Source organism: Actinomycetota bacterium, assembly GCA_035759705.1.
GTDB lineage: Bacteria > Actinomycetota > CADDZG01 > JAHWKV01 > JAHWKV01 > JAJCYE01.
Genome location: DASTUJ010000004.1, coordinates 12,267 through 35,031, shown reverse-complemented (window position 1 = coordinate 35,031; position 22,765 = coordinate 12,267). Strand labels below are relative to the sequence as shown.

General features: G+C 65.3%; 25 protein-coding genes. 13 read left to right on the top strand and 12 right to left on the bottom strand.

Annotation, left to right across the window (positions count from 1 at the left end; translation table 11 throughout):
• Together VFV09_00260 and VFV09_00255 are read right to left on the bottom strand one after the other, a co-directional pair.
• Window positions 1-774 (bottom strand): serine hydrolase (locus VFV09_00260; protein ID HEU4866134.1); only part of this gene is annotated, 774 nt, incomplete at its 3' end.
• Window positions 775-909: 135 nt separating this feature from the next.
• The gene (locus VFV09_00255) at window positions 910-1,800 is read right to left on the bottom strand and encodes an SGNH/GDSL hydrolase family protein (protein ID HEU4866133.1); all 891 of its coding nucleotides are present in this window, start codon (window positions 1,798-1,800) and stop codon (window positions 910-912) included.
• A gap of 166 nt (window positions 1,801-1,966) precedes the next feature.
• Here VFV09_00255 and VFV09_00250 point away from each other — a divergent pair, with 166 nt between their 5' ends.
• The 3 genes from VFV09_00250 to VFV09_00240 are packed head-to-tail and all read left to right on the top strand — an operon-like array spanning window position 1,967 to window position 4,551.
• On the top strand, window positions 1,967-3,223 hold the full coding sequence (locus VFV09_00250) for a magnesium transporter (protein HEU4866132.1): 1,257 nt from the start codon (window positions 1,967-1,969) through the stop codon (window positions 3,221-3,223).
• The gene (locus VFV09_00245; GenBank protein HEU4866131.1) at window positions 3,220-4,392 is read left to right on the top strand and encodes a TrkA C-terminal domain-containing protein; all 1,173 of its coding nucleotides are present in this window, start codon (window positions 3,220-3,222) and stop codon (window positions 4,390-4,392) included. Before VFV09_00250 ends, VFV09_00245 begins: the two co-directional genes overlap by 4 nt.
• Before the next feature lie 9 nt (window positions 4,393-4,401).
• Window positions 4,402-4,551, top strand: a complete 150-nt coding sequence (locus VFV09_00240) for a hypothetical protein (GenBank protein HEU4866130.1) — start codon at window positions 4,402-4,404, stop codon at window positions 4,549-4,551.
• Window positions 4,552-4,607: 56 nt separating this feature from the next.
• On the opposite strand, the gene VFV09_00235 is transcribed toward VFV09_00240, so the two are convergent.
• Window positions 4,608-5,549 (bottom strand): hypothetical protein, encoded by a 942-nt coding sequence (locus VFV09_00235; GenBank protein ID HEU4866129.1) that lies wholly within the window; start codon window positions 5,547-5,549, stop codon window positions 4,608-4,610.
• 325 nt (window positions 5,550-5,874) lie between these two features.
• Between VFV09_00235 and VFV09_00230 the strand changes: the two genes are divergently transcribed.
• Complete coding sequence (locus VFV09_00230) at window positions 5,875-6,543, top strand: SSI family serine proteinase inhibitor (protein HEU4866128.1); 669 nt, start codon at window positions 5,875-5,877, stop codon at window positions 6,541-6,543.
• A gap of 53 nt (window positions 6,544-6,596) precedes the next feature.
• Here the strand turns inward: VFV09_00230 and VFV09_00225 are convergent, their stop codons facing one another.
• Entirely contained in the window at window positions 6,597-6,833 is a 237-nt protein-coding gene (locus VFV09_00225) for a hypothetical protein (GenBank protein ID HEU4866127.1), read from the bottom strand.
• A 255-nt stretch (window positions 6,834-7,088) separates the two neighbouring features.
• Between VFV09_00225 and VFV09_00220 the strand changes: the two genes are divergently transcribed.
• Window positions 7,089-8,438, top strand: coding sequence for a multicopper oxidase domain-containing protein (locus VFV09_00220; GenBank protein ID HEU4866126.1), 1,350 nt, complete (start codon window positions 7,089-7,091; stop codon window positions 8,436-8,438).
• Between the two features lie 6 nt (window positions 8,439-8,444).
• Here VFV09_00220 and VFV09_00215 read toward each other — a convergent pair whose 3' ends face one another.
• Genes VFV09_00215 through VFV09_00205 form a run of 3 tightly spaced genes read right to left on the bottom strand, consistent with a single transcriptional unit; the run spans window position 8,445 to window position 11,647 of the window.
• Window positions 8,445-8,810 carry a hypothetical protein gene (locus VFV09_00215; GenBank protein ID HEU4866125.1) on the bottom strand — a complete coding sequence of 122 codons (366 nt, stop codon included), beginning with the start codon at window positions 8,808-8,810 and terminating at the stop codon, window positions 8,445-8,447.
• On the bottom strand, window positions 8,807-9,244 hold the full coding sequence (gene dtd / locus VFV09_00210; protein ID HEU4866124.1) for a D-aminoacyl-tRNA deacylase: 438 nt from the start codon (window positions 9,242-9,244) through the stop codon (window positions 8,807-8,809). Before dtd ends, VFV09_00215 begins: the two co-directional genes overlap by 4 nt.
• A complete protein-coding gene (locus VFV09_00205) occupies window positions 9,245-11,647 on the bottom strand; it encodes a RelA/SpoT family protein (GenBank protein ID HEU4866123.1) in 2,403 nt (800 codons plus the stop codon).
• 320 nt (window positions 11,648-11,967) lie between these two features.
• Between VFV09_00205 and VFV09_00200 the strand changes: the two genes are divergently transcribed.
• The gene (locus VFV09_00200) at window positions 11,968-13,053 is read left to right on the top strand and encodes a mechanosensitive ion channel family protein (protein ID HEU4866122.1); all 1,086 of its coding nucleotides are present in this window, start codon (window positions 11,968-11,970) and stop codon (window positions 13,051-13,053) included.
• Between the two features lie 10 nt (window positions 13,054-13,063).
• Here the strand turns inward: VFV09_00200 and VFV09_00195 are convergent, their stop codons facing one another.
• Both VFV09_00195 and VFV09_00190 read right to left on the bottom strand, forming a co-directional pair.
• Entirely contained in the window at window positions 13,064-13,840 is a 777-nt protein-coding gene (locus tag VFV09_00195; protein ID HEU4866121.1) for an arginine deiminase family protein, read from the bottom strand.
• 32 nt (window positions 13,841-13,872) lie between these two features.
• Window positions 13,873-14,439, bottom strand: a complete 567-nt coding sequence (locus VFV09_00190; GenBank protein HEU4866120.1) for a hypothetical protein — start codon at window positions 14,437-14,439, stop codon at window positions 13,873-13,875.
• Here VFV09_00190 and VFV09_00185 point away from each other — a divergent pair.
• The 6 genes from VFV09_00185 to VFV09_00160 all read left to right on the top strand — a co-directional run bounded on the left by VFV09_00185 (window position 14,417) and on the right by VFV09_00160 (window position 20,657).
• Window positions 14,417-14,974, top strand: a complete 558-nt coding sequence (locus tag VFV09_00185) for a hypothetical protein (GenBank protein HEU4866119.1) — start codon at window positions 14,417-14,419, stop codon at window positions 14,972-14,974. The genes VFV09_00190 and VFV09_00185 overlap by 23 nt on opposite strands.
• A 221-nt stretch (window positions 14,975-15,195) precedes the next feature.
• Window positions 15,196-16,014: a Clp protease N-terminal domain-containing protein gene (locus tag VFV09_00180; GenBank protein ID HEU4866118.1), complete on the top strand. Its 819-nt coding sequence runs from the start codon at window positions 15,196-15,198 to the stop codon at window positions 16,012-16,014.
• A gap of 35 nt (window positions 16,015-16,049) precedes the next feature.
• A complete protein-coding gene (locus VFV09_00175; protein HEU4866117.1) occupies window positions 16,050-17,213 on the top strand; it encodes a M15 family metallopeptidase in 1,164 nt (387 codons plus the stop codon).
• A gap of 43 nt (window positions 17,214-17,256) precedes the next feature.
• Window positions 17,257-18,483: a hypothetical protein gene (locus VFV09_00170; protein HEU4866116.1), complete on the top strand. Its 1,227-nt coding sequence runs from the start codon at window positions 17,257-17,259 to the stop codon at window positions 18,481-18,483.
• A gap of 96 nt (window positions 18,484-18,579) precedes the next feature.
• On the top strand, window positions 18,580-18,810 hold the full coding sequence (locus tag VFV09_00165) for a hypothetical protein (protein HEU4866115.1): 231 nt from the start codon (window positions 18,580-18,582) through the stop codon (window positions 18,808-18,810).
• A 65-nt stretch (window positions 18,811-18,875) separates the two neighbouring features.
• Window positions 18,876-20,657, top strand: coding sequence for an ABC-F family ATP-binding cassette domain-containing protein (locus VFV09_00160; GenBank protein ID HEU4866114.1), 1,782 nt, complete (start codon window positions 18,876-18,878; stop codon window positions 20,655-20,657).
• On the opposite strand, the gene VFV09_00155 is transcribed toward VFV09_00160, so the two are convergent.
• On the bottom strand, window positions 20,654-21,070 hold the full coding sequence (locus VFV09_00155) for a DUF5655 domain-containing protein (protein HEU4866113.1): 417 nt from the start codon (window positions 21,068-21,070) through the stop codon (window positions 20,654-20,656). The two genes, VFV09_00160 and VFV09_00155, sit on opposite strands and share 4 nt — an antisense overlap.
• Before the next feature lie 102 nt (window positions 21,071-21,172).
• On the opposite strand from VFV09_00155, the gene VFV09_00150 reads away from it, so the two are divergent.
• Window positions 21,173-21,484 (top strand): luciferase family protein, encoded by a 312-nt coding sequence (locus VFV09_00150; GenBank protein ID HEU4866112.1) that lies wholly within the window; start codon window positions 21,173-21,175, stop codon window positions 21,482-21,484.
• Here the strand turns inward: VFV09_00150 and VFV09_00145 are convergent.
• Together VFV09_00145 and VFV09_00140 are read right to left on the bottom strand one after the other, a co-directional pair.
• Window positions 21,481-22,116, bottom strand: a complete 636-nt coding sequence (locus VFV09_00145; GenBank protein HEU4866111.1) for a dihydrofolate reductase family protein — start codon at window positions 22,114-22,116, stop codon at window positions 21,481-21,483. The two genes, VFV09_00150 and VFV09_00145, sit on opposite strands and share 4 nt — an antisense overlap.
• Before the next feature lie 100 nt (window positions 22,117-22,216).
• Entirely contained in the window at window positions 22,217-22,636 is a 420-nt protein-coding gene (locus VFV09_00140) for a cupin domain-containing protein (protein ID HEU4866110.1), read from the bottom strand.
• Between the last annotated feature and the right edge of the window lie 129 nt (window positions 22,637-22,765).

The following is a 22,765-nucleotide window of genomic DNA, read 5'->3' as shown; positions in this document are numbered from 1 at the left end:
ATCCCGGTCGGCGAAAATCGCAGCCAAATTCACCGACGACCCTGATCCCGACCCGGAGACGCATATCGGCATCAGCCCCTTGGCAGTGGCCTTGTTGTACTCGTCCTGATACTCGGAAGAAGTTAGGTCCTTCCTGGCGGTCCAGGAACCCATGGTCGAGTCGGCAAATACGGCCAGGTAACGGCCTCCGGGCGTTATTGACACGAGCGTTTGCCGGCACCAGACGCTGACCAGGGCGTCGAAGCGGGCCTTGTAGGCCGAACCGGTCTCCGCGATACCGTCGCAGCTCCAGGCTTGGCGGGAGGGATTCGGCCCCCAGATCGCCGTGTAACGGGTGTCGGAGGCAGTGCCGAATGCATCAGCCCACAACAGGATCCGGCCTTTCCCCTGCTGCTGAGCGTTGAGCTCGGCAAACTCTGCGCCGGTGAGATCTAGCCTGGTCAGCGGAATGCTGGACATCGGCGTGAACACGCCGACGAAGACAGCCGAGTTGGCCGGTCCGGTGGCGCTCAGGATGTAGGGACCGAAACCTTGCGCCGCCATGTCATCGAAACTCTGCTGAATCCCGGACTGGTTGGTTGGGCCGAACTGTTTGGTGGCTACCAGAATGGGCCGCTTGACCATCACGGCGGCAAACAGTGGGTTTTGCACACTTCCGTAGATGCTCAGGGAAAGGGTTCGAAATCCCTTGGCCGAATACTCGTCCCTTTTGGTGCTGTGCTGCGATTGGGTGTGATTGTGCCAGGCAGTGACATTTTGGGGGGTGAGGTCCACGCGACTCCTCCTGTCGCAGCTGTTTCACACTGTTCCGTAGAATCTAGACGCGAACCAGGAGCCTCGGAAGTGTAGTTAGACCTACCCAGGCAGGGCAAACGTGCTCATTTCTCGTGCGAAAAGTGCCCGGGTCCCTTAAACCGAGGGACCCACCGCTCCCGCAATCGCCGACTCCATTCCCGACATCCCCATGGCGTTCGGGTGGACGAAAAAGCCGAAGAGAGGCACTACCACCGGCTCGATCCAGCGGATGCCGGGCAGCGTGCAGGCGTCGTGGCCGAGGCTCGGGGTGAAGGTGTCGACGAACGTCGCGCCGTTCGCTGCTGCCCGTTCCGCCACCGTGGCGTTCAGCTCCTTCTCCTTAGCGATCAGATACGGCACGTCACCCGGCGCGTAGGGCATCACCGGCCAGCAGCCTAGGCCGTTCTCGGGAAACAGCGACGGGTAGCCGATGACGAAGATCCGGGCCGACGGGGACCTTAGCTTGATGGCGGCCAGGACGGCATCGAGCTTCGGGCGGGTCTCGTTGATGCGGCGGCTGATCTCGTCCACCCCGCCCGGCGGGGCGTAGCGGTCGACGCACGGTGTGCCCACCGGCAGCAGGGCGGGGCAGCTCAAGGCGATCTCGGAGAACCCGATGTCGTTGCCGCCGACCTGCAGCGTCACCAGCTGGGTGGTCGGCTCGAGCGCATCAAGCTGCGGCGGGTTCGATCCGCCGGTGATGGATTGGGGGGCGAACATGTCGTCTGTCTTGGCCCCCGAGCAGCTGACGTCTTTGAAGCCGGCGAACTGGTAGCGGCTCTGCAGCAGGTGGGGGTAGTTCAGCTGCGAGCGGTAGCAGCCGAAGTCGTTGGGGTCGTGCGGCAGGACCAGGGGTCCGGCGGTGTAGGAATCCCCGAGCGCCACGTAGGAAAGAGACGAGGCCGCCGATGCGGGAGCGGCCATCTGAGCGGTGGCTGCAACAATGAGCAGAGCCAGGACGGCGCACCGCACGGCGCGGGGCTTGGCGGCATGCGGACAGGGCATCTGGTCTCCAATCTTTGTTAAGGCAGCGGCCTTGGCGAGCAGGTGCCATCTATCTTCCCCGAAGCCGCCGATTGCAAAGTTAATTTCACACGGCGTGGCGGAAACCCCCGCCGTCCGTGTGCAAAGATCGGCTGCAGAGCCTTCCATCTGAACGAAAAGGGTTGCCATGAAGATGCCCGGCTTCTCCGCGAGCACCCGGCGCCTCATAAGGCGCCGATTCCTTGGCCTGATAGGAAGGCAGCGGACCAACTTCAAACAGGGTCTGGCGGCCCTGCTGGTGTCGTCGGTGGGAGACCTCGCAGCCGGGCTGGCGCTCGGCTTCATGACCGGGACGCTCGAGCGCCTTCCCGGCCTGTTGGTCCTGGTGCCGGCGGCCATCGGCATGCGGGGCAACATCTTCGGCGCCCTCGGTTCCCGCCTGGGGACCGCCATCCACACCGGTGAGTTCGAAGGCAAAGTAGAAAAACGCAACCTCGCCGGCCAGAACGTCATGGCCGCGGCGGCGCTCACGCTTTACGTGTCAATCGCCCTCGCTTTCCTCGCCAAAGAGATCGCCCGGCTGTTCGGCGTCGAGACGATCCCGCTCACCCACTACATAGCGGTCTCGGTGATCGGCGGTCTCCTCTCCAGCCTGGTGATCCTCGGAATTACGCTCGGGGTCGCCGCCATGTCGGTCAAGCGCGGCTGGGACATGGACAACGTGGCGGCCCCGATCGTCACGGCCGCCGGGGACCTGGTGACCCTGCCCGCCCTGTGGCTGGTGACCTTCCTGCTGCCGGTGGGGCTCCTGCCGGAGATCGTCTCGGTGCTCAGCCTGCTCGCGGCGGTCGCGGTCACGTTCTACCGCGTGCGGCACAAAGAGCTGCAGATCTTCCGGAGGGTGGTCCACGGAAGCCTGACGATCCTGATCCTCGCCGGCGTGGTCGACGTCGTCGCCGGTTTGACCATCGAAAGGCGGATGGAGCACTTCCTCACCTACCCCGGTCTGCTGGTGCTGATCCCGCCGTTCCTGGAGGACGCAGGGGCGCTGGGGGGCATACTGAGTGCGCGCCTGAGCTCCAAGCTGCATCTGGGAACGATTCCTCCCCAGGCGATTCCCAGCCTGAGAAGTTGGGAAGACATCGCTTTGACCTATATCCTCGGGATACCAGTGTTTGTCTTTGTTGGATTGAGCGGGACCCTCGTCTCTGCTGCGGTCGGGCTTGAAACCCCCGGACTGCTGCCGATGCTCTCTTTGACGTTGCTCGCCGGGGCCATGGCCACCACCGGAGCCGTCTTCGTCGCCTACTACACCGCCATGCTGTCGTTCCGCCAGGGGCTCGACCCCGACAACTACGGGATCCCGGTGGTGACAAGTTCCATGGACCTCATCGGAGCGATTGCGCTCATCCTGTCCATGGTCTGGCTGGGGATCGCCGGTTGAACGAGCGACCGCGCACCCTAAAGGCGATGCTCGCCGAGGCCAAGGACACCTCCGAGCTCATGCTCGACCTTGCCTACGCCGGACTGTTCTACGCCGACCGAGAGCTTTCCGGCGAGGTGCTGGAGCTCGAGGAGGAGCTCAGTCGCCTGGTCCACCGCATGCGCGAGGTCTGCCTGATCGCATCCCGGTCGCCGCAGGACGCCGCCGGGCTGGCGTCGCTGCTCCAGGTGATGAGCTCGATCGAGATGATCGGCAACAACGCGGTCGACATCGCCAAGATCGTGCTGGACGACCTCGGCATCCCCAAAGAGTTGATGACCGACCTGACACAGGCCGACGAGGTCATCGACCGCATCCAGGTGCAGGACGGCAGCGAGCTGCAGGGCCGCAGCGTCGACGACCTGGAGAACGCCGTCGAGGAGGTCCGCTTGATTGCCATCCGCCGGGGGACCCGGTGGCTGTTCGACCCGGCGGACGAGGGCGTGTTGCAGGGCAATGACATCCTGGTCGTGAGGGCGCACCCGGAGGGGCTGCCGCAGTTGAGGCGCCTGGCGGGAATGCCCGCCAAGCCGGCGCCGGTCGACGACGAGCAGAACTTCTGGGAGCTGGACAAGGCGGTCGACGAGGTCGTGGACATGAAGGACCTGGCCGAGGCCGCCGTTGGCCTGGCGTACGCCGCGGTCCTGCTGGACGACCGGGGCCTGGCCGCCGAGGTGGTCCGGTTGGAGGACCGGCTGGACGACATGAGGGAGAGCATCGAGTCCTGGGTGCTGGATGCCGCGGCGGAGTCCCGCAACCGCCCGGCGCTGAGGGGCTTGATGCACCTGGCGGTGGCGTCGGAGGGCATCGGGGACGCGGCCCAGGCGATGGTGTGGCTTATCGAGCGGGACGAGGAGCTCCACCCGGTCATCGCCGAGGCCCTGGGGGCCGCCGAGGACGTCGTGATGCGGGTGACTGTGATGGAATCGTCTCCGGCCGACGACAAAAGCCTGGGCGAGCTGGACCTGCGGGGCATGACTCCGCTGGCCTTCAGCCGCCGGGGCCGCTGGATCTACCGCCCGAGGGGTAGGACGATGCTGCAGGCCGGCGACTGGCTGATCCTGATCGGCCCGCAGGACACGGTGGAGCACCTGGAGTGGATGTTCGGGGACCAAGAAGGCGAGACCTAGGAGCTAGCGATGCCGAACTACGAGGACTTCAAGAAGTACGGCGAGATGGAGAAGCAGAAGAAGGCGGAGCAAGCGGCCCCAGCGCCCCCTGCCCCCGAGAAGCCGGAAGGTGGAGTCAAGAAGCTGTTCGGCAAGTTGAAGGGCCCGGAAAAAGGCTAGTCCTTCGACATGGTCGCCTGAATCTCTTCCATTGCGGAGCCCGGCTTCTGTATCGCCTAAATCGTGATCTGAAGCGGGCTGCTCCTTGAAATCTCCCCGCTCGTTCCGGTAACCGTAAACGAATGCGTTCCGGGCCCAAGTTGGGCCGGGTCGAGCGAAATTCGAAACAGACCCGCCATCGGGCCTCCGGGAGGGGCAGCCGAAGAACTCACCGATATACCCGGTCTCTGTGGCTCGATCGACGCATTGATGCTCCCTGAGAACCCAGCCTCGGCCGTGACAATACAGAAGGTCACAGGTTCCGGCAGCGGCGGGTTGGAGGGACACCCGATGGTGAACGACGGGTAGGGCGGAACGGTCACCCTCAGGGCATAGCGGGAGCCGTGCGCAGTCACCTCCGGGTTCGGACCGTCGGTGCCTATCGTCAGGGTGTACCCGCCCGCAGCCACCGTTCCGGGCACGGTGATCACGATCTTCGCAGTGACCGTCTGGTTCGGACTCAACTCCAGGGGCGATGGATCGACTCGGCAACCGAGGCCACCCTCAGGCGTGCACGTCAACGTCACGGGGCCGGTGTAACTGCCGAACGACTGCACGGAGCACGCCACCTCGGTGGTCTGCTGGAATCGCGCGTCGGCAGACATCGGACAGGCGACCGTGTAGTTCGGTGGGGCGTCGGCAAGGTTGAGGCTGGTCAGCTTGCGCTTGTCCCTGGGCATCCCCTCGTTCTCCGGGCTACGCGGCGGCACGGCTTGGGGCGGCGCCTGCACGGCAGGCGGTGCAGCCGCAACGGCCTCCGGTAACTCCAGAGCTCCCAGAGCATTGTGGGCAACCGATTGCAGAGTGCGGCCGGCCGGTTCCTGCTCAGTCGCCGGCCGATCCTGCAGCGAGGCCAATGCGAGGACGGCACCGGTCGTCAAAACCATCAAGACCGTTCCCGCGGCGAGCACGATCCGAACCCGAGCGGTCTTGTGCAACGACTTCCAGAAGCCCGGCATGAAGGTCCCTATCGTCCTCGGCGTTAGTCAGAGCGTTCGGCGGGCAGACGCTTCACTTCCGCCTGAGTTGAGTCTGCGGCCGGACCCCTTCAGCCGCCAGTGCCGAATGGCCCTGCGTTTCTGGGACCTTTTCGTACCGGATCGATGAGCCCACTACCTGGGGGCGAACTCCTTGCACCTTGGGTACTTTCATCACCTGGTTTGAGGCAAAACCCCGCTTGAACTCACTGCCGCTTGCGCGCAAACTGGTCGTGTGCGGGGGCACCAATGTCTCTAATTTCTCTTCCTGTCCTCGGCCACGGTGCCTCCAGAAAGGAGCAAACCCATGGACGCAACGGCGCTGCGGACCTTCAGCGACCTGGCACCGCCTCAGTCCCATAGGCTCATCACGTTCGACAAAGCGGAGGTCGCAACTCTCGAGAGCGACCCTCCCCAGTACCTCCTGACCGTCTCGGGCACAAAGCCGTGGCTGAACATGTCGGTTGAGCTGACTCCTCTCATCTACGTCCAGCGTCCCGAGTACTGGGGCATCGAGGTGGTCGGCATGCTTCGAGGCATCAGCCCGGCTGTTCTGGCTCCGTACGAGGTCTCCCTCAACATCACGCACCTGCTCGGAACCAAGGGCATAGAGGTCATCGGGAGCGACAGGAGCGAAAAGATCGATGTGCCCGGGAGCTATGCAGGCACCGGCAGGTTTGAGCTTCGGATCCTGAACCCGGACGGTGACGTGCTTTCCAGCAGCACGCTTACATGCGGTCCCGCAGGCGGCTCGCACCCGCACGCCGAGAAGGCGTGTGCCCAACTGGCGGAGGCTGACGGGGAAGTCGGGAAGGTCCCGGCCGAAGATCGGATCTGCACGAAGGAGTTCAAGCCGGTGGTCCTGGTTGCCGAAGGCACCTGGAAGGGCGAAGCACGCAGCTTCAAGCAGGAGTTCGGAAACCTGTGCACCGGGATCGGGGCGACCGGCGGGGTCATCTTCGACTTCGAAGGCTGAGCCCACGCACACAAAGGGACCCGCTGCGGCGGGCCCCTTTGTGTCAAGAAGGCTTAGTAGCGGCCACCTTCGATGACCGGTTGGCTGCCGTTCGTCGGAACCGTGTAGCAGCTCCAATACCGGGCATCGGTGTCTACCTTGCAGGTCTGGCTGACGGCGCAGCCGCCGGCGCTCGACCACTCGATGCATCCGGTGGAGGTGAGAATCCGGGCCGAGGCGGGGGTAATGCTCAATGCGATGGTTGCGACGACGGTGGCGGTCACGGCTGCGACTCTTGCTTTCGGCGACATTATTTCTTCCTTTCGACCTCTTCGGAAACTGGGGCCGGCCGGCCGGTTTGGTTGCTGAGTATTCGTAGACGCGGGCAGGTGCGGATTGGCCGGGCGAGGACACTTCTGGAGGGCGGAGGACCTGGGACCTCTCGCCCAAAGTCCCGGTAACGACGGTCCGAAGGACCCTGTGCCGGCAGAGCCCGACCCCTTAGCGTGAACCAACAACGGTCCGGGGCTACGGTGGCCCAACAAGGCGGCTAAAAAGGAGCCCGAGTGTCAGAAAAACGATTCGATTCGTTCGCGATCTTCGCCACATTCCTGGTAGTGCTCGTCGCAGTCAGCACCATCGTCGCCTCCACCGCCGACCGGCCCGCGGACTCCTCTTCCAAGCCGGGCGGCTCGACAACCTCCACGACGGTTGAGGTGACCCTCTCAGAGTTGTCCATCACACCGGCCGCCATATCGGTGGCCCAAGGTGGGTCTCTCCACGTCGTCAACTCCGGAGCCATTCCCCACAACTTCTCGATCCAGGGCACTGCACTCAAGACCGCCGACCTGAGCGGCGGGGAGTCGGAGCACCTGGAACTCGGCGATTTGGAGCCCGGGAATTACGAGGTTCTGTGCGAGGTGCCCGGACATGCCGGAGGCGGCATGACCGGGACGCTGACTATCGCAGCAAGTGGCGCTCCCAGCGTCGCCGCCAAGCCGGCTGCCGCCGACCACACGTCGGCCGAAATGCAGCAGAAGATGATCGACTCGATGACGGCGTTCCCGGCAAAGACCGAGGGCATCGGCAACCAGCTTCTCGAGCCGAAGATCGAAGGCGGCTTCAAGGTCTACGAGCTGACCGCTGAGGTTACGAAGTGGGAGGTGTCCGCCGGCAAGACCGTCGACGCCTGGTCCTACAACGGCATGGTCCCGGCCCCGATGATCAAGGTCAACGTGGGCGACAAGGTCAAGATCAACCTGCACAACAAGCTGGAGGTAGGCACCGACCTGCACCTGCACGGCATAAAGATGGAGAACAGATTCGACGGCGTCGCACCGCTCACCCAGCCGCTGATCGAGACCGGCGACACCTTCACCTACGAGTTCACTGCGAAAGAGCCGGCGGTGGCGATGTATCACTCGCACTTCATGTCCCAGATCGGCGTGCCGAACGGCCTGTTCGGAACCATCTACGTCGGGGAGATGCCGCTGCCGGTCGGCCGGACGGTCGCCGGGCGCCAGTTGCCCGCCGGCATCGACGTCGCCCAGCGGTTCCCGATGGTGCTGAACGACTCCGGGGTAATCGGCTACAGCCTCAACGGCAAGAGCTTCCCGGCAACCGCCCCGATCTCAGGCAAGCTGGGTGACTGGGTGGTCTTCGACTACTTCAACGAGGGCACGCAGGTCCACCCGATGCACCTGCACCGGTTCGACCAGATCGTCATCGCAAAGGACGGGTTCCCGTTGGACTCCCCCTACACAGTCGACACGCTGAACGTGGCCCCGGGAGAGCGGTACTCGGTGCTGGTCAACCTCGACACCCCGGGAACCTGGGTCTGGCACTGCCACATCCTGCCCCACGTCGAGAAGGACGACGGCATGTTCGGGATGGTCACGGCGGTGGTTGTGAAGTAGCTCGACCTAGGAGAGGTCGTCGGCCTCTTCTGCTCGGTCCGGTACGCCCGGGAACGGACCCCCTGTGCGCTCGGTGATCGGAACCGGGCTCGGTTTGAAGAGGCCGTAGCCCTCCCCCTTCAGCTTGGCCGACACCTTCGCCACCTCGGTCCCCGCGCCTGCGTCCCGGACCTCCCACCCCATGAACTTCCACCGTAAGTTGTCGCCGGCGCCGATGCTGTAGCCCATGCGCTTCAGCAGCACGCCGTCCGACCTGAGCAGGAACTCGCCGGAGGCGAAGCCGCCGATCTCGTCGTCGTTGTAGTCCCAAACGAAGCCCCAGTGCCGGAGCACAGAAAAGCGGCCGCCCTCCAGTGGGTCGTCGTTGCTCAAACGTCCACCACAAGCGTCACAGGACCGTCGTTCACCAGGCTCACCTGCATGTTCGCCCCGAACCGGCCCTTCGCTACGCTCAGGCCCAACCTCTCCAGCTGGGCAGTAAGCTCGTCGACCAGCGGCTCCGCCACCGGGCCCGGCGCCGACTTCACGAACGACGGCCTCCGGCCCTTGCTCGTGTCCCCCATCAGGGTGAATTGCGACACCACCAGCACCTCGCCCCCCACCTCGGTAACCGACAGGTTCATCTTGCCTTCGGAGTCGCTGAAGATTCGCAGCTCGGCGATCTTCCTGGCCGCCTTGGCGGCGGTTTCGACGGAGTCATCGTGCCCAGCCGCCGCCAGCACCAGCAAACCCGCTCCGATCTTCCCGATCACCTCCCCGTCCACCGAAACTGAGGCAGACGAAACCCTCTGCAAAACCAGGCGCATCTAGCCGACGGGCGTTGCTCTCGGGGTGACCCTCCGGGCCTCGTAGACGCCCTCGACCCGGTTCACCATGTTGATGATGGTGATCAGCTGGGAGGGGGCGGTGATCTCGAAGGTGAACTTGATCAGAGCGTGGCCGGCGCTCACGGCCATCGTTGCGTTCAGGATGTTCGTCCCGGTGTCCGACACCGCGGCGGTTACGTCACGCAGCAGGCCCGGCCGGTCCAGGGACTCGATCTGAATCTCGACGGCAAACGACCCCGATACTCGGGGGTTCCACTTCACGGGCACCATCCGGCCGCTCGCTTCGCCGAGCCCGATGGCGTTGGGGCAGTCCGACCGGTGCACCGACACTCCCCTGCCCCGGGTGATGAAGCCCACAATCGGGTCCAGCGGCACCGGCATGCAGCACCTCGCCAGATTGGTCCAGATGTCCCCGGACCCCTCGACCAGAACCGAAGACGTCGGCTTGGCCCGAAGCTTCACCGGCGCCGGCGCGACCATCTCCAGCTCGGGCTGGATCTGGTGCAGCTTGAGATACCGTCGCACCACGGTGTTGGCCGATATCCGGCCCTCCCCGACCGCCACGTACAGCTGGTCGACACCCGTGTACTTCATGTCCAGCGCCAGCGCTTCCAGGGTCCCGTCCGCCACCATCTTCTGGACCGGCAGGCTCGCTTTGCGGAGCGACTTCGTCAGGTAGTCCTTGCCCTCCGCCAGGGCCTCCTCCCGGCGCTGGACGGTGAACCACTGTTTGATCTTCGTTCGGGCCCTCGGGGTGGCGACTATGTCCAGCCAGTCCCGGCTCGGGCCGCCGGTTTTGGAGGTCAGCACCTCGATCGTCTCGCCCGAGGCCAGCTGGTGCGACAGAGGCTGCAGCCGCCCGTCGACCCGGGCGCCCGTGCAGTGGTGGCCGACCTCGGTGTGGATGGCGTAGGCGAAGTCGATGGAGGTCGCCCCCTTCGGCAGCTCGATGACCTCGCCCTTCGGGGTGAACACGAACACCTCGTCGGCGAACAGGTCCAGGCGCAGGGTGTCGAGGAACTCGACGTCGTCCTCGGTGTCCTGCAGCTCGAGCATCCGCTTCATCCAGGACGCCTGGCTGTCCGCCTTCCGGCTGGCCCCGCCCGTCTCCTCCTTGTACGCCCAGTGGGCTGCGACGCCCTTCTCGGCGGTCCGGTGCATGGCGTGGGTGCGAATCTGTATCTCCAGCGGCTTGCCGTGGGGGCCGATTACGGTGGTGTGGAGCGACTGGTACAGGTTGAACTTCGGCATTGCGATGTAGTCCTTGAACCGCCCGGGAAGCGGCTTCCACAACGAGTGGATGGCCCCGACGGCGCCGTAGCAGTCCTTCAGGTCGTCGACCAGCACCCTGATGCCGACCAGGTCGAAAATTTCGTCGAACTCCCGGCCGCGGTGGGTCATCTTGTCGTAGATGGAGTAGTAAGTCTTCGGACGGCCGGTGATGTCGGCCTTGATGCGGACGTCCCGCATCTTGTCGTTCACCTGCGTCAGCACGTCCTCGATGTACTCGTCCCGGGCCGGGGCCCGCTTGGTCACCAGGTTCTCGATCTCCTCGTACACCTTCGGCTGAAGGGTGTGGAACGCCAGGTCCTCGAGCTCCGCCTTGACCTGCGACATCCCGAGGCGGTTGGCGAGCGGCGAGTAGATCTCAAGCGTCTCGGTGGCCATGATCTCCCGGCGGTCGGGGGCCAGCGGGGCGATGGTCCGCATGTTGTGCAACCGGTCGGCCAGCTTGATGATCAGCACGCGCATGTCCTTGGCCATCGCCACGATCATCTTGCGCAGGTTCTCCGCCCGCTCCTGCTCCTTGCTCCGGAACTTGATGCGGTCGATCTTGGTCAGGCCGTCGATGATGTCGGCCACCTCGTCGCCGAAGATCGTGCGCAGCTCCTGCAGTTCGAGCGAGGTGTCCTCCACCGAGTCGTGCAGGAAGGCGGCGATGATCGTCGTGGCGTCCATCCCCTGCTCGGCGAGGATGCGGGCCACCCCGATCGGGTGCTCGATGAACGGCTCACCGGACTTGCGCATCTGCCCCTCGTGAACCAGATGGGCGATCTCGTAGGCGCGGACCAGGCCCCGGGTGTCGGTCTTGGGGTGGGCCTCTTTGACCATCCGGACGATGTCGAGGATGGGCTTGGGAATCGACGGGGGCGACGACTGGGGCCGGAACCGGAAGAAAACGCCCTTGACACCCTGCGGTTTGGGGTCCAGGACCTCGTCGGGGATCATCTTGGTTGCGGCGTTGGGCTTGGCCGGCCCCGGAGCGGCCTTGGTGGCGGCCTTGGTCCTGGGGGGAACGTTCTTGGCGGGCGTAGACCCGTTGGCTCCCACCGGGGGCTTCGCACCCGTGGTCGGCCGAGCCCGGTCGGCCGCGGCGCGCACCCGGGCGGCAGGCGCACTTTGCCCATTGCCCTCCGCCGGCCCTTCGGAGGGGGCCTGTGCGGCAGTTTTGCCTTTTTCGGCCAGAAGAACCTCCCAAGCACGGGTTTTATGGACTTACCCAATTAAAGCACGCACAGATTCCCGGTCCCCTCCATCGGCTCGGCCTTAGTTGTTGACCTCTCCCGGGGCTGCTGTAGTGTGGAACTTGGCCGTCTTTCCTGACAGGCCCTTTGCGGCACCACGCCGCACTCGGAACGATCGTCAACTCAAGCCGGAGTTGATTGCGTCGGAACCAAATACGCATCAAGAGGGAGCTCCCATTGAGCACCGACGACCTGAACTCAACCACGATCATCCTGGCCCTGGCCCTGGTCCTTGGTTCGGCCCTTCTCGGCCTGCTGGCGCGCCATCTTTTGCGAAGGCGTGTCGTTCCGGCGGATGATGCCGAAGCCAAAGATGAGCACCGCGCACGTCACATAGTCCAAAGCGGACTTGCCCAGGTGGTGCTGGCGTGGGCGGTCATCGCTGGCGGATACGGGGCGGTAGTCGCCCTACCTCTCCGGCCGGCCTTCCAGCAGGCGGCCTCCAAACTTCTACTCGGCTGCGCCATTGTCACCGGCACCTTTGCCGCCGCCCGAGCTACCGGGAGACTTGTCGGCAGCTATGCCTCGCGGCATCAGCGCCTTCCCGGGGCCACCTCAATCTTCGCCAACATCGCTCGCTTCGCAGTCATCTCCATCGGTCTGCTGGTGTCTCTTCAGACCCTTGGGGTCTCGGTCGGCCCGATTCTGACCGCCCTCGGAGTCGGGGGCCTTGCGGTCGCCCTGGCACTGCAGGACACGCTCGCCAACCTTTTCGCCGGACTTCATGTGATCGGCTCCCGCAAGGTCATTCCCGGCGACTACGTGGTACTGGACACCGGCGAGGAGGGCTACGTCGAGGACATCAACTGGCGCAACACCTCCCTGCGCAATCTCCGGAACAACATGATCGTCGTTCCCAATTCCCGCCTCGCATCGGCGATTCTCACGAACTACTACCAGCCGGCCGCCGAGATGGCGCTGCTGGTGCCGATCGGAGTCAGCTACGGCAGCGATCTCGAGAGGGTGGAGCAGGTAACCACCGAGGTCGGCCGGGAGGTGATGAACGAGGTGAGCGGCGGAGTCGTCGGCTTCGATCCGATCGTCAGGTACCACACCTTCGCCGACTCGAGCATCGGCTTCAACGTGATTTTGCGGGTGAAGGAGCACACCGACCAGTACCTTGTCCGGCACGAATTCGTGAAACGGGTCCACCAACGGTACCGCCAGGCAGGAATCGTCATCCCGTTCCCGATTCAAACGGTCCTAGCGGGGCACCGGGACGATGACGGCGAGGACACCGTTCGGGCCTGGACCGGTACCTAACCCGCCTGAACTACTCGATCAGGATCGCCAGGCAGCTCGGCCCGCCGTTGGCCCGGATGAACTCGGAGAGGTCCGGCCTGCTCACTGTGAAGCCCTCCTTCTCCAGCAGCTCGTGCACCTTGTACTCGCCTGATGCGATCACCCGGTCCCCGATGACCAGCACGTTGCAGGCGTCTATCGGGTCGTCGTACACGGGCAGTGTGTTGACCCGGTCGAACACCGGGTGCTCCAGGACGTGGGGCAGGCCCATCACCAGGCCGTCGTGGATGACCGATATTGCGGTCGTCAGGTGCAGGACCCCCATCGGAACCTCGACCTGTACCACCTTGTAGCCCAGGTCCCCGGCCCAGCTCTTGACGAAGTCGATCCCGTGGGGCGTCGTGCGCCGGGATCGACCGACCAGCAGTTGGTTGCCCAGAAGGATCATGTCTCCGCACTCGACCGTGCCCGGCGGCGGAACGAAGTCCACCGTGTCGACCCGCGGAGCCAGCGCCTTGGCAATCAACTTCTCTTCGCCCCGGCGGCTGGGGGTGGCGGTTCGCATGAGCAGCGCACGATTCTTCAGGACGATCGCGGTGTCCTGGGTGAAGCACGAGTCGGGAAACCGCTCGTTCTTGGGCAGCTCGACAACCTCGCCGACCAGGTCCTCGAGGATGTAGCGGAAGTTCTCGTGCTGCCGGCGAGCGTTCTTCGGGTCGATCTTCCCCGCTTCTTTATGGTCGGAGACCGCACGGAAGAAAGAGTCGGCAGGAGGGCGGACGATGGCGTAGCGGGGCTTGTCTTTCATTCGAATTGAAACTGTACAGCCACTTGGCAGGATTACCTGCGGCCGTAACGAGCCCTTCTGCGGCTGTACAGCTGCTGGGAAGCGATGGCGGCCAGCGTAGCGATCACTCCGGCCGACACCAGCAGCCAGGAGGAGACCTCCTCGTCGTCGCCGTCTCCGTCCCCGTCTTCAACGGTGAAGGTGGTGCTGGCAAGGGAGCGTCCGTTGGCTCCCACGGAAACCAGCGCAACGTTGATCTCGCCGTCGCCCACGCTCTCCGGAATCTCAACGTCGACCTCGGCCTCGGCGCCCCCGACCGGAATCGGGTCGCTGGCCGGTTCGCCGTTGACCCGGATCTGTGCGCGGGCGTCGGCACAACCGGTACCGGCATCGGGGGCCCAGTCGATGGTGACCGTGGTGTTACTGCCGGACCCGCCTGAGGTCGGGCTGACCGTCAGCTTCTCGACCGCCGATGCCTGGATGTCACAGACATCGGTTGAGGTCGGCGAAGGAGTAGGTGAAACCGACTGGGTTGGAGTCGGCGAAGCACCCGGCGTTGGGGTCTCAGCAGCAGAGGGGGTGGGTGTCGGGGTCCGGGTGGCCGACGGGGGCGGCGGCACGGGAGCCGGGGCCGGGGGCCGGGGGGCGGGCGCAGGCGGCCTCGGCGCAGGAGCCGGGGGACGCGGTGCAGGAGGTGGCGGCGCCGGAGGCTTCGGGGCCGGGGGCACCGGCGGGGGCGGTGGAGGCGGAGGAGGTGCGGGAGGAGCGCCGATGCGGAAGGTGACCGATGTGGTGGTTGAGCCCCCGACCGACGTGATCGTCGCTACAACGTTATGCGGTCCTGCTCCGGCCCCGGAGGGAACGGTGAACGCAGTCGAGACATTGCCCCCGCCATCCGGCTGGCAGGAGGAGGGTGGTACTACCACGGCTCCGTCGAAGGTCACGGTGCACGGGCTTGTAACTCCGTTCAGGCTCACAGTAACCCGCGTTCCGGCGGTTCCCGAGCTCGGATTGATGCTCAGCCCGAGGGCCATGGCCGGGGAGGCGAGGATCGTGACAAAGGATGCAACCAACAGCGCCAACAGGAAGGTCGAAACAACCCTGCCGCCCGCCTGCACTCGATGCGTTTTGATCATTCGGCAGCCCCGCCACTAGGTCGGTGGTATCGCGCCGAATCCTAGCATCAGGCCTTGAGGCATGGGGGGAATAGGTTCGGAACATCGCTCAGCGTGATGCGACCCACGAGCTAATCAATGACCTGGTCGGCCGCGGAACCACGCCAACGCCTGAAAAGCGGTGGCCGGCACAGAACGGAAGGCCGGCACTCGAACACAAACACCCTTGACCCGGGCGATCCGTCAACCTACATTTGACGCATGCTTAAAGGCCCGCTGACTCTCGACGATCTCATCGAGCTCGTTAACCATCGAGCCGAGAACGGCAACGGCCAGGCGCGCCTCACCGAGGCGTCGGCCCTCTCGCAGGAGCTCAACTCCCTCACCGACCAGCTGCTCGACTACTTCGTCCAGCAGGCCAGGGAGTCGGGAATGTCCTGGTCGCAGATAGGCCAGCAGCTCGGGGTCACCAAACAGGGGGCTCAGCAGCGGTTCAACGCCGGCCAGGCGAAGCTCGAGGGCCAGTCGAAGCTCGAGGACCTACCCCACCAGCTGCGGGAGCTGGGGGCCAGCCTGGAGGAGAAGTTCCTGGCCCGAAGCCCGTCGGCGTCGGGCGGCCTGCTGCAGAAAGTCAGGAGCGCCTTCAAGCCGCAGAGGTTCACCGCCGCCGCCCGGCAGGTGGTGATCCTGGCTCAGGAGGAGGCCCGAGACCTCCGGCACGACTACATCGGCTCCGAACACATGCTTCTCGGCCTGCTGCGGGAGGAGAGCGGGGTTGCCGCTGCGACGCTGCGTTCGGTGGGGATCACCCTCGATCAGGTCAGGGCCAGGGTTGCCGAGATGAACCCTCCGCTGGCCGAGGCGCCCGACGGCCACCTTCCTTTCGCCACCGGCGCACGGGTTGCCCTGGAGGCCGCGATGACCGAATCCGCCAACCTGCGCCACAACTACATCGGCACCGAGCACGTCCTGCTGGGCGTCCTGAAGGAGGACAACATGGCGCGAGACGTGCTTCGGGATCTGGACATGGACGTCGACCACCTGATCGAGGAAGTCTCCCGGCTGCTCGAACGCCTGTAACCGGCTTCTGCCCCAACCACTTCTACTATTGGTTGATGACCAGAACCCGTAGCTTTCGCGCCCGGCGCATTGTCGTTCTGGCGCTCCTTATTGCCGTGCTCGGGTTTGCCGCCAACCTGTTCTGGGGCCGGGCCGACCCGGTTCTAGGGGAGGCGAAAGCGCCCATCCTGCTCACCTGGACCACCGACTCACTGCTCCCCGATCTGGCTGAGGCCGCCCGGGATGTCGACGGGATCGGCGCGGTGGCGACCGCCCGCAACGGTGTCGGCTGGCTCACCTCCTGGACCGCCGATGGGGGTACCCCCGGTGAGCCCCCGGCCGGGTTCATGGTTCCGATCGAGGTTCTGGCGGTGGTACCGGAGGACTACTCCTACTTCGTCCCCGGCTCCCACAAGGAGCAGTTCGAAGCTCTGGCGAACGGCGGGGCGCTGCTCGGAGTGTCGGGTGCGGCCCTGCGCGGCATCGACGAAAAGGGCGCGCTGACCTTCGGTAACACCACCATTCCGGTTGCCGGGGTGGTCCCCGACGAGCTGGTTTCGAGCCACGAGGTCGTGATGTCGCTCGACACCAGCAAGACGCTCGGCATCTCGGACCTGAAGTACGTTCTGGTCGAGCTGGACCGGGGCACCGACCGCTCGGAAGCAGAGGATGCCCTTCGAGCCAAGCTGCCGGCCGGCGCCCGGCTCGATTTGAGGGGCCCCGCCGACGCTGCGGTGTTCCGCCCGGGCGGGAAGATCCTTCCCCAGGTCGAGATCAAAAAGGAGTTCGGGGAGTTCGCCGGCAGACCCGGCTCCGGCCGGAACCTGACGGTCGACCCCGCGTGGATCGAAGAGAACACCTCCAACGTGAGCTTCCCGCTCCTCGGGGAGACCCGGTGCCACAACAAGCTGATTCCGGTGGTCCGGGAGGCCATGCAGGACGTCGCCGAGAAGGGGCTGACCGGCCTGGTGCGGCGGAACGACTTCGGCGGATGCTTCGCTCCTCGGTTCCTGAACAGCGACCCCCACTCGGGGATCTCCCACCACGCCTGGGGAATCGCCTTCGACTTCAACGTCTCCCAGAACCCCTACGGAGCGGAGCCGAGGATGGACCCGCGGCTGGTGGAGGTGCTAGAGAGCCACGACCTTACCTGGGGGGGCCGCTGGACCGAACCCGATGGGATGCATTTCGAGTATTTGAAAGAACCCTCAGGCTCTTAGAGTTAGCCTGAGTCAAAGTTACGTTTTGCCCTAGGAGCACCACATGCCCGAAATGGACCCGGCGATAGCACAAGCCCTCGGCACGATCGCCGCCGAGGACCCCGAAACCGCCCAGCTGGCGGGGACCGCCCTGGGCGTGGTCACGGGCGGGGGTGGCGCCGGCCGGATCACCCAGGAGCGGGTTCAGCGGTTCGTCTGGTACGACCTGCCGATCAAGATGAGACCGACCGACGAGGCCCGTGCCGCAATCACGGCCGCCCTGGCGACCGCCCTCGACCTGCTCGAGCTGCCGCGTTACGCCGAGATCTGCCGGTCCGACACCACCCAGAAGGTGCACCAGGCCTACACCGAGAACCCGCAGGTCGGCCTGATGGCGTTCCGGGAGGCCAATCTGGCGTCCGGGATCTACCCGCCCGACCTGCCGGAGTTCAAGTGGGCCGCCGCCATGGGCGTCGAGGAGGCGAACATACTGAGCGGCGTGCAGGACTTCCTGGAGCTGGCGGTCGCCTCCGGTGAGCTGGAGCCCGGGACCAAGGACTGGAAGCGCAAGCAGCGCAAGCTCGTGCGGACCTACCTGAACAACCCGAACTTCATGCTCGGCGGCCAGACGCCGCTGGACGTCATGAACACCGAACGGATCCAGAACTGGATCAAGGTCGAACCGAGCGAGACCCGGCAGCGCCTGGTCTCCAGACTGGCGAACCGGCTGCTGCACCCCATCGAGCTTCCTCCGGGAACCACCGACCCCTACCCGCCCCTGACCGAGGTTCTGCGGAGCATCGCGCCGGGGGCCGAGCACGGACGGGAGCAGGCCCGCCTGCTGGACATCGCCGCCGGCTTAGGCCTGACCCGGAAGCTGAAGGGTGAGCTGGTGCTGACGAAGGCGGGAGAGCAGACGCTGGAGGACCCGCTCGGCAGCTGGAGGTTGTTCCCGCAAAGCCTGCTCGGGGGCAACCCGTACCAGCGGCTGGCCGCCGAGGTCATGTTCGCCATGCTCGTCGACGGTGAGGCGACCCTCGGAGCGGTCATCGAGACCATTCGCCAGGCCGCTACCGAGGCCAACTACCGGGAGGCCGGAACCGGGCAGCCTCCCAGCGAGATCAGCCTCATGAAGGCCCTCGACCCCACCGTCCTGCCGGTCGGCGAGATGGGGCTGTTCCTCCCGGGGGACTTCTCCACGGGGATGGCGCTGACCCCGGTCGGAAAGGCCGTCGCCCTGGAGGCAATGCGCCACCGGGCGACCGGCCCGGGCGCCGCTCCCTGGGACTGACGCAGGCACCCAAGTAGCGGGTCGTAAGCGGTTAAACTGGTTGGAGACCCGCAGCAGCGGGTCCTTTCGCGTGCAAGCCCCGCAAGGAGAACACTTTTGACCGAAGACACCCAGGTTGCAGAAGTTGAAGCAGTAGCTCCCGAGACCGAGGCCGACGTAGCCGTCGAAGAAGCAGCCGTCGAAGAAGCGGCACCCGAGGCCCCCGCCGCTCCCGCTGCCGAGAAGAGGTTCCCGAAGGTCATCAAGCGGGACGAAGAGCCCAGCATCACCCACTACTCCCCCAAGCCCCACACCGAGCTCGACCCCGCCAGCCGCTTCAAGGACTAATCTCCTCGGCCGGATGTGGTTAAGACCCATCCGGCCCGTGGACGGCCCTCGGTTAGCATCGAAGCGTGGCGCACCTTCTCGGGGCTGAAGCCCTCCATCACGAATTCCAGCACGGCGTCGTCTTCGACTCCGTCACGCTCGGCGTAAACGAGGGCGACCGCATAGGCATCGTCGGCCGCAACGGCGACGGCAAGTCGACCCTTCTCTCCCTGCTCTCCGGGCGCCTGGTGCCCGACTCCGGCCGCGTGACGATGCGGCGGGGCACCACGGTGCGGATGCTCGACCAGTCCGACACCCTCGACCCGAACCAGACCGTGGCACACGCCGTCGTCGGCGACACCCCCGACCACACCTGGGCCGGCGACCCGGCTATCCGTGACGTGATCGACGGGCTCATCTCCAACGTCCCATGGGACGCGACGGTCGGCGACCTGAGCGGCGGGCAGCGGCGCCGGGTGGCACTGGCCGGCGTCCTCGTGGGCGACCACGACGTTCTCTTCCTGGACGAACCCACCAACCACCTGGACATCCAGGGAATCACCTGGCTCGCCCAACACCTCCGGCGCCGCTGGGCCCCCAACAGCGGCGGCTTTGTGGTCGTCACCCACGACCGCTGGTTTCTGGACGCCGTCTGCACCACCACCTGGGAGGTCCACGACCGGATGGTCGAACCGTTCGAGGGAGGCTACGCCGCCTACATCCTCCAGCGGGTGGAGCGGGACCGGATGGCCGCCGTCTCCGAGGCCAAACGCCAGAACCTGATGAAGAAGGAGCTGGCGTGGCTGCGCCGGGGCGCCCCCGCCCGGACGACCAAAGCCAAGTTCCGGGTCGACGCCGCCAACGCATTGATCGCCGACGAACCGCCGGTCCGGGACAAGGTCGAGCTGATGCGCATGGCCACCAGCCGTCTCGGCAAGGAGGTGGTCGACCTGGTCGGCGTCTCGGTCTCCTACGGCGACCAGCAGGTCCTACGTGACGTGACCTGGCTGATCAAGCCCGGCGAGCGCAGCGGCATCCTGGGCGTCAACGGCGCCGGGAAATCCACCCTCCTGAAGCTGATCACCGGGGAGCTGAAGCCGACCTCGGGCCACGTGAAGCGGGGCAAGACCATCAAGGTGGCGACCCTGACCCAGGAGCCTGCGGCGCTCGACCACATGGCGGACGAGCGGGTCAGCGACATCATCAAAAGCGAGCGCACCACCTACGTCGCCGGCGGCAAGGAGATGACCCCGGCTCAGCTGCTGGAGCGGCTGGGCTTCAAGACCGCCCAGCTTTCCAACCCGGTCGGCAAGCTGTCCGGCGGGCAGAAGCGCCGCCTGCAGCTGCTGCTGATCCTGCTGAACGAGCCGAATGTCCTGGTGCTCGACGAGCCGTCCAACGACCTGGACACCGAGATGCTGGCTGCGATGGAGGACCTGCTGGACTCGTGGCCGGGGACGCTGCTGGTGGTGTCGCACGACCGGTACCTCATGGAGCGGGTGACCGACCAGCAGTACGCCATCCTCGACGGGCGTCTGAGGCACATGCCGGGCGGGGTCGACCAGTACCTGGAGCAGCTCCGGGGCGTCCCCGATAAGCCCGCCGCCGCTGCTTCCAAGGATCAGCCCCGCAAGCTCGACGTCCAGGCCACCCGGGAGGCCCGCAAGGAGATCGCTTCGATAGAGCGCAAGCTGGCCAAGATGCCGGCGCAGATCGAGGAAGCCAACCACAACATCGCCACCCACGACCAGAGCGACTACCTGGGCCTACAGGAACACGTCGATGCGTTGAAGGCGTTGCAGAACCGGCAATCCGAGCTGGAGACCCGCTGGCTGGAGCTGACCGAGCAGCTCGAAGCCGCCAGCTAGTCCGGCGAGTCCAGGTACGACTCGGCCAGCCAGGCCCGGATCCGGTCATCGAAGTCGTCCGGGGTTCGCAGGTTGAACACGTGGTAGTACCGGCCCGAGTAGGGCACCACCTTTCGAGTGATCGTCGGGTGGACCACCCGGCGCGTAAGAGCGAACGTCAATGAAACCCACTTTTGCATCGGCCGCAGCTGGGCGAAGGTCTGCGCCTTCTTGAGGAAGATGCCCACCGACAGCGGCTCGACGTGCACCTCTCCCATGGATTCGACGTACTCCAGGACCGCCTCGCACACCGGCCTCTCGTGTCGCGGGCCGGTCGAGAAGTACTCCTCCAGCGACATCGCCGGCGCGCATTCGTGGGCCTGGGTGGCGCGCCGGAACCGTCGTTTGCAGTCGGGACACGTCCAGCCGGCCATCGGCCCATTATCGGGCCCCGCTTGACCTCAAGCCGACTTCAACTCTTAAGCTGACGGAGACGCCAAAGGGAGAAACCGATGACCGAGCAGACGACCGAACAGCTGAGCATTCACGACACGATCCGCAACGCCGTGGGAGGTTGGGCGGGCGTAGCTTGCGTCGACCACCGGTTCGGTGGGACCGAGTTCCGCATGGGCAAGGTGGAGATAGGCCACATCCACGGGGACCGCCTGGCGGACCTGCCGTTTCCGAAAAGGATCCGCAACGAGATCATCGAGGCCGGAAGGGCGCTCCCCCACCATGTCCTGCCGGACAGCGGGTGGGTCAGCAAGCGGATCTCCGGCCCCGACGACGTGGACGACGTGATCGCCCTTTTTCGAATGAACTACGAGCGCTACGCCAAGAAGGTCTAGGCAGAGACCGACTCCTGGTCCTCGATGGCGAAAGAGCCGTACTCAATGGCGCCGGCCCGGCGGTAGGTCGAGATCGTGACGCCGGTGGTGGAGACCTTGGTGTCGACACAGGCGAGGCCTGCGGGCACGGTGCCCTCACCGAAGAGCCGCTTTCCGGTTCCAAGGACGACCGGGAAGGTCCAGAGAACGAACTCGTCGACCAGGTCGTGACGCAGCAGGGTCTGGATGAGGTCGCAGCTTCCAGTCACGTGGATCTCGGCGCCGGACTGTTCCTTGAGCCTGGCGACCGCTTCCGCCACCTCCCCTTCGAGCAGGGTGGAGTTGTTCCACTCGAGGTTGTCCAGGGTGCGGGAGGCAACGTACTTGCGCATGCGGTTGAGCTGGTCGGCCACCGGGTCGTCGCTGATGTGCGGCCAGTGGGCGGCGAAGATCTCGTAGGTCTTCCGGCCGAGAAGAAGGGTGTCCGCTTTGGGCATCTGGGCGTCCATCGTCTCGCCCATCATCTGGTCCCAGTAGTTGACGCTCCAGCCGCCGTGCTCGAAGCCGCCTTCGCGGTCCTCGTCCGGGCCGCCGGGTCCCTGCATGACTCCGTCCAGCGTGACAAACGTTCCTACAACCAGTTTCCTCGTCATCTCAAGTCTCCTTTCGTACGACGTTTTGGGCTTTCACCCATGCGTCGAACCAGCCGGAGAGAAATCGACATTTGACGAAGAAAAAGTTGGGTTACCCAACTCAGTGCTCGGCTGCGTCCGACTCTGCCCTGGTAGCGTGCACCGTGCCGTGAGGGTGCTCCGGCGGGGCGTAGAGCGCATAAACCTTCATGTCATCGGCGCCGATGTTCGTGACGTTGTGCCACATGCCGGCCGGCACCAGGATGGCCCAGTCGTCCTCTACCTCACGGTCGAACGGCAGGTCGTCCTTCGCAGGTCCCATCTGAACCCGGGCCTTGCCGGCTTCCACTCGCAGGAACTGGTCGCCGTCCTCGTGGACCTCCAGGCCGATGTCGTGGTCCGGCTCGATACTCATCACGGTCATCTGCAGGTTCTTCCCCGTCCAAAGGGTGCTTCGGTAGTTGTCGTTGGCGAGGGTCGCTTCCTCGATGTTGATTACGAAGGGGTTCGGCCCCTCGTCGGGTGGAGTCTTTGTCGCCATGGCGCTCGCCTTTCGTTGGAGTGGGGCTGCCGAGATGTTCCCGTCGTATGCCAGCAACCCATTCTCGTCTACACGGGCGAATCCCGTCAGTCGATGTGGCTGCGGCCTGCCCATCCCCAGGTGAACGAC

What these genes read in the sequence shown, in the direction of transcription:
- VFV09_00255 (HEU4866133.1), bottom strand. Translation starts at nt 1,800, where the DNA reads ATGCCCTGTCCGCATGCCGCCAAGCCCCGCGCCGTGCGGTGCGCCGTC.
- VFV09_00175 (HEU4866117.1), top strand. Translation starts at nt 16,050, where the DNA reads ATGACCAGAACCCGTAGCTTTCGCGCCCGGCGCATTGTCGTTCTGGCG.
- VFV09_00230 (HEU4866128.1), top strand. Translation starts at nt 5,875, where the DNA reads ATGGACGCAACGGCGCTGCGGACCTTCAGCGACCTGGCACCGCCTCAG.
- VFV09_00225 (HEU4866127.1), bottom strand. Translation starts at nt 6,833, where the DNA reads ATGTCGCCGAAAGCAAGAGTCGCAGCCGTGACCGCCACCGTCGTCGCA.
- VFV09_00180 (HEU4866118.1), top strand. Translation starts at nt 15,196, where the DNA reads ATGCTTAAAGGCCCGCTGACTCTCGACGATCTCATCGAGCTCGTTAAC.
- VFV09_00145 (HEU4866111.1), bottom strand. Translation starts at nt 22,116, where the DNA reads ATGACGAGGAAACTGGTTGTAGGAACGTTTGTCACGCTGGACGGAGTC.
- VFV09_00195 (HEU4866121.1), bottom strand. Translation starts at nt 13,840, where the DNA reads ATGAAAGACAAGCCCCGCTACGCCATCGTCCGCCCTCCTGCCGACTCT.
- VFV09_00240 (HEU4866130.1), top strand. Translation starts at nt 4,402, where the DNA reads ATGCCGAACTACGAGGACTTCAAGAAGTACGGCGAGATGGAGAAGCAG.
- VFV09_00250 (HEU4866132.1), top strand. Translation starts at nt 1,967, where the DNA reads ATGAAGATGCCCGGCTTCTCCGCGAGCACCCGGCGCCTCATAAGGCGC.
- VFV09_00140 (HEU4866110.1), bottom strand. Translation starts at nt 22,636, where the DNA reads ATGGCGACAAAGACTCCACCCGACGAGGGGCCGAACCCCTTCGTAATC.
- dtd (HEU4866124.1), bottom strand. Translation starts at nt 9,244, where the DNA reads ATGCGCCTGGTTTTGCAGAGGGTTTCGTCTGCCTCAGTTTCGGTGGAC.
- VFV09_00170 (HEU4866116.1), top strand. Translation starts at nt 17,257, where the DNA reads ATGCCCGAAATGGACCCGGCGATAGCACAAGCCCTCGGCACGATCGCC.
- VFV09_00235 (HEU4866129.1), bottom strand. Translation starts at nt 5,549, where the DNA reads ATGCCGGGCTTCTGGAAGTCGTTGCACAAGACCGCTCGGGTTCGGATC.
- VFV09_00155 (HEU4866113.1), bottom strand. Translation starts at nt 21,070, where the DNA reads ATGGCCGGCTGGACGTGTCCCGACTGCAAACGACGGTTCCGGCGCGCC.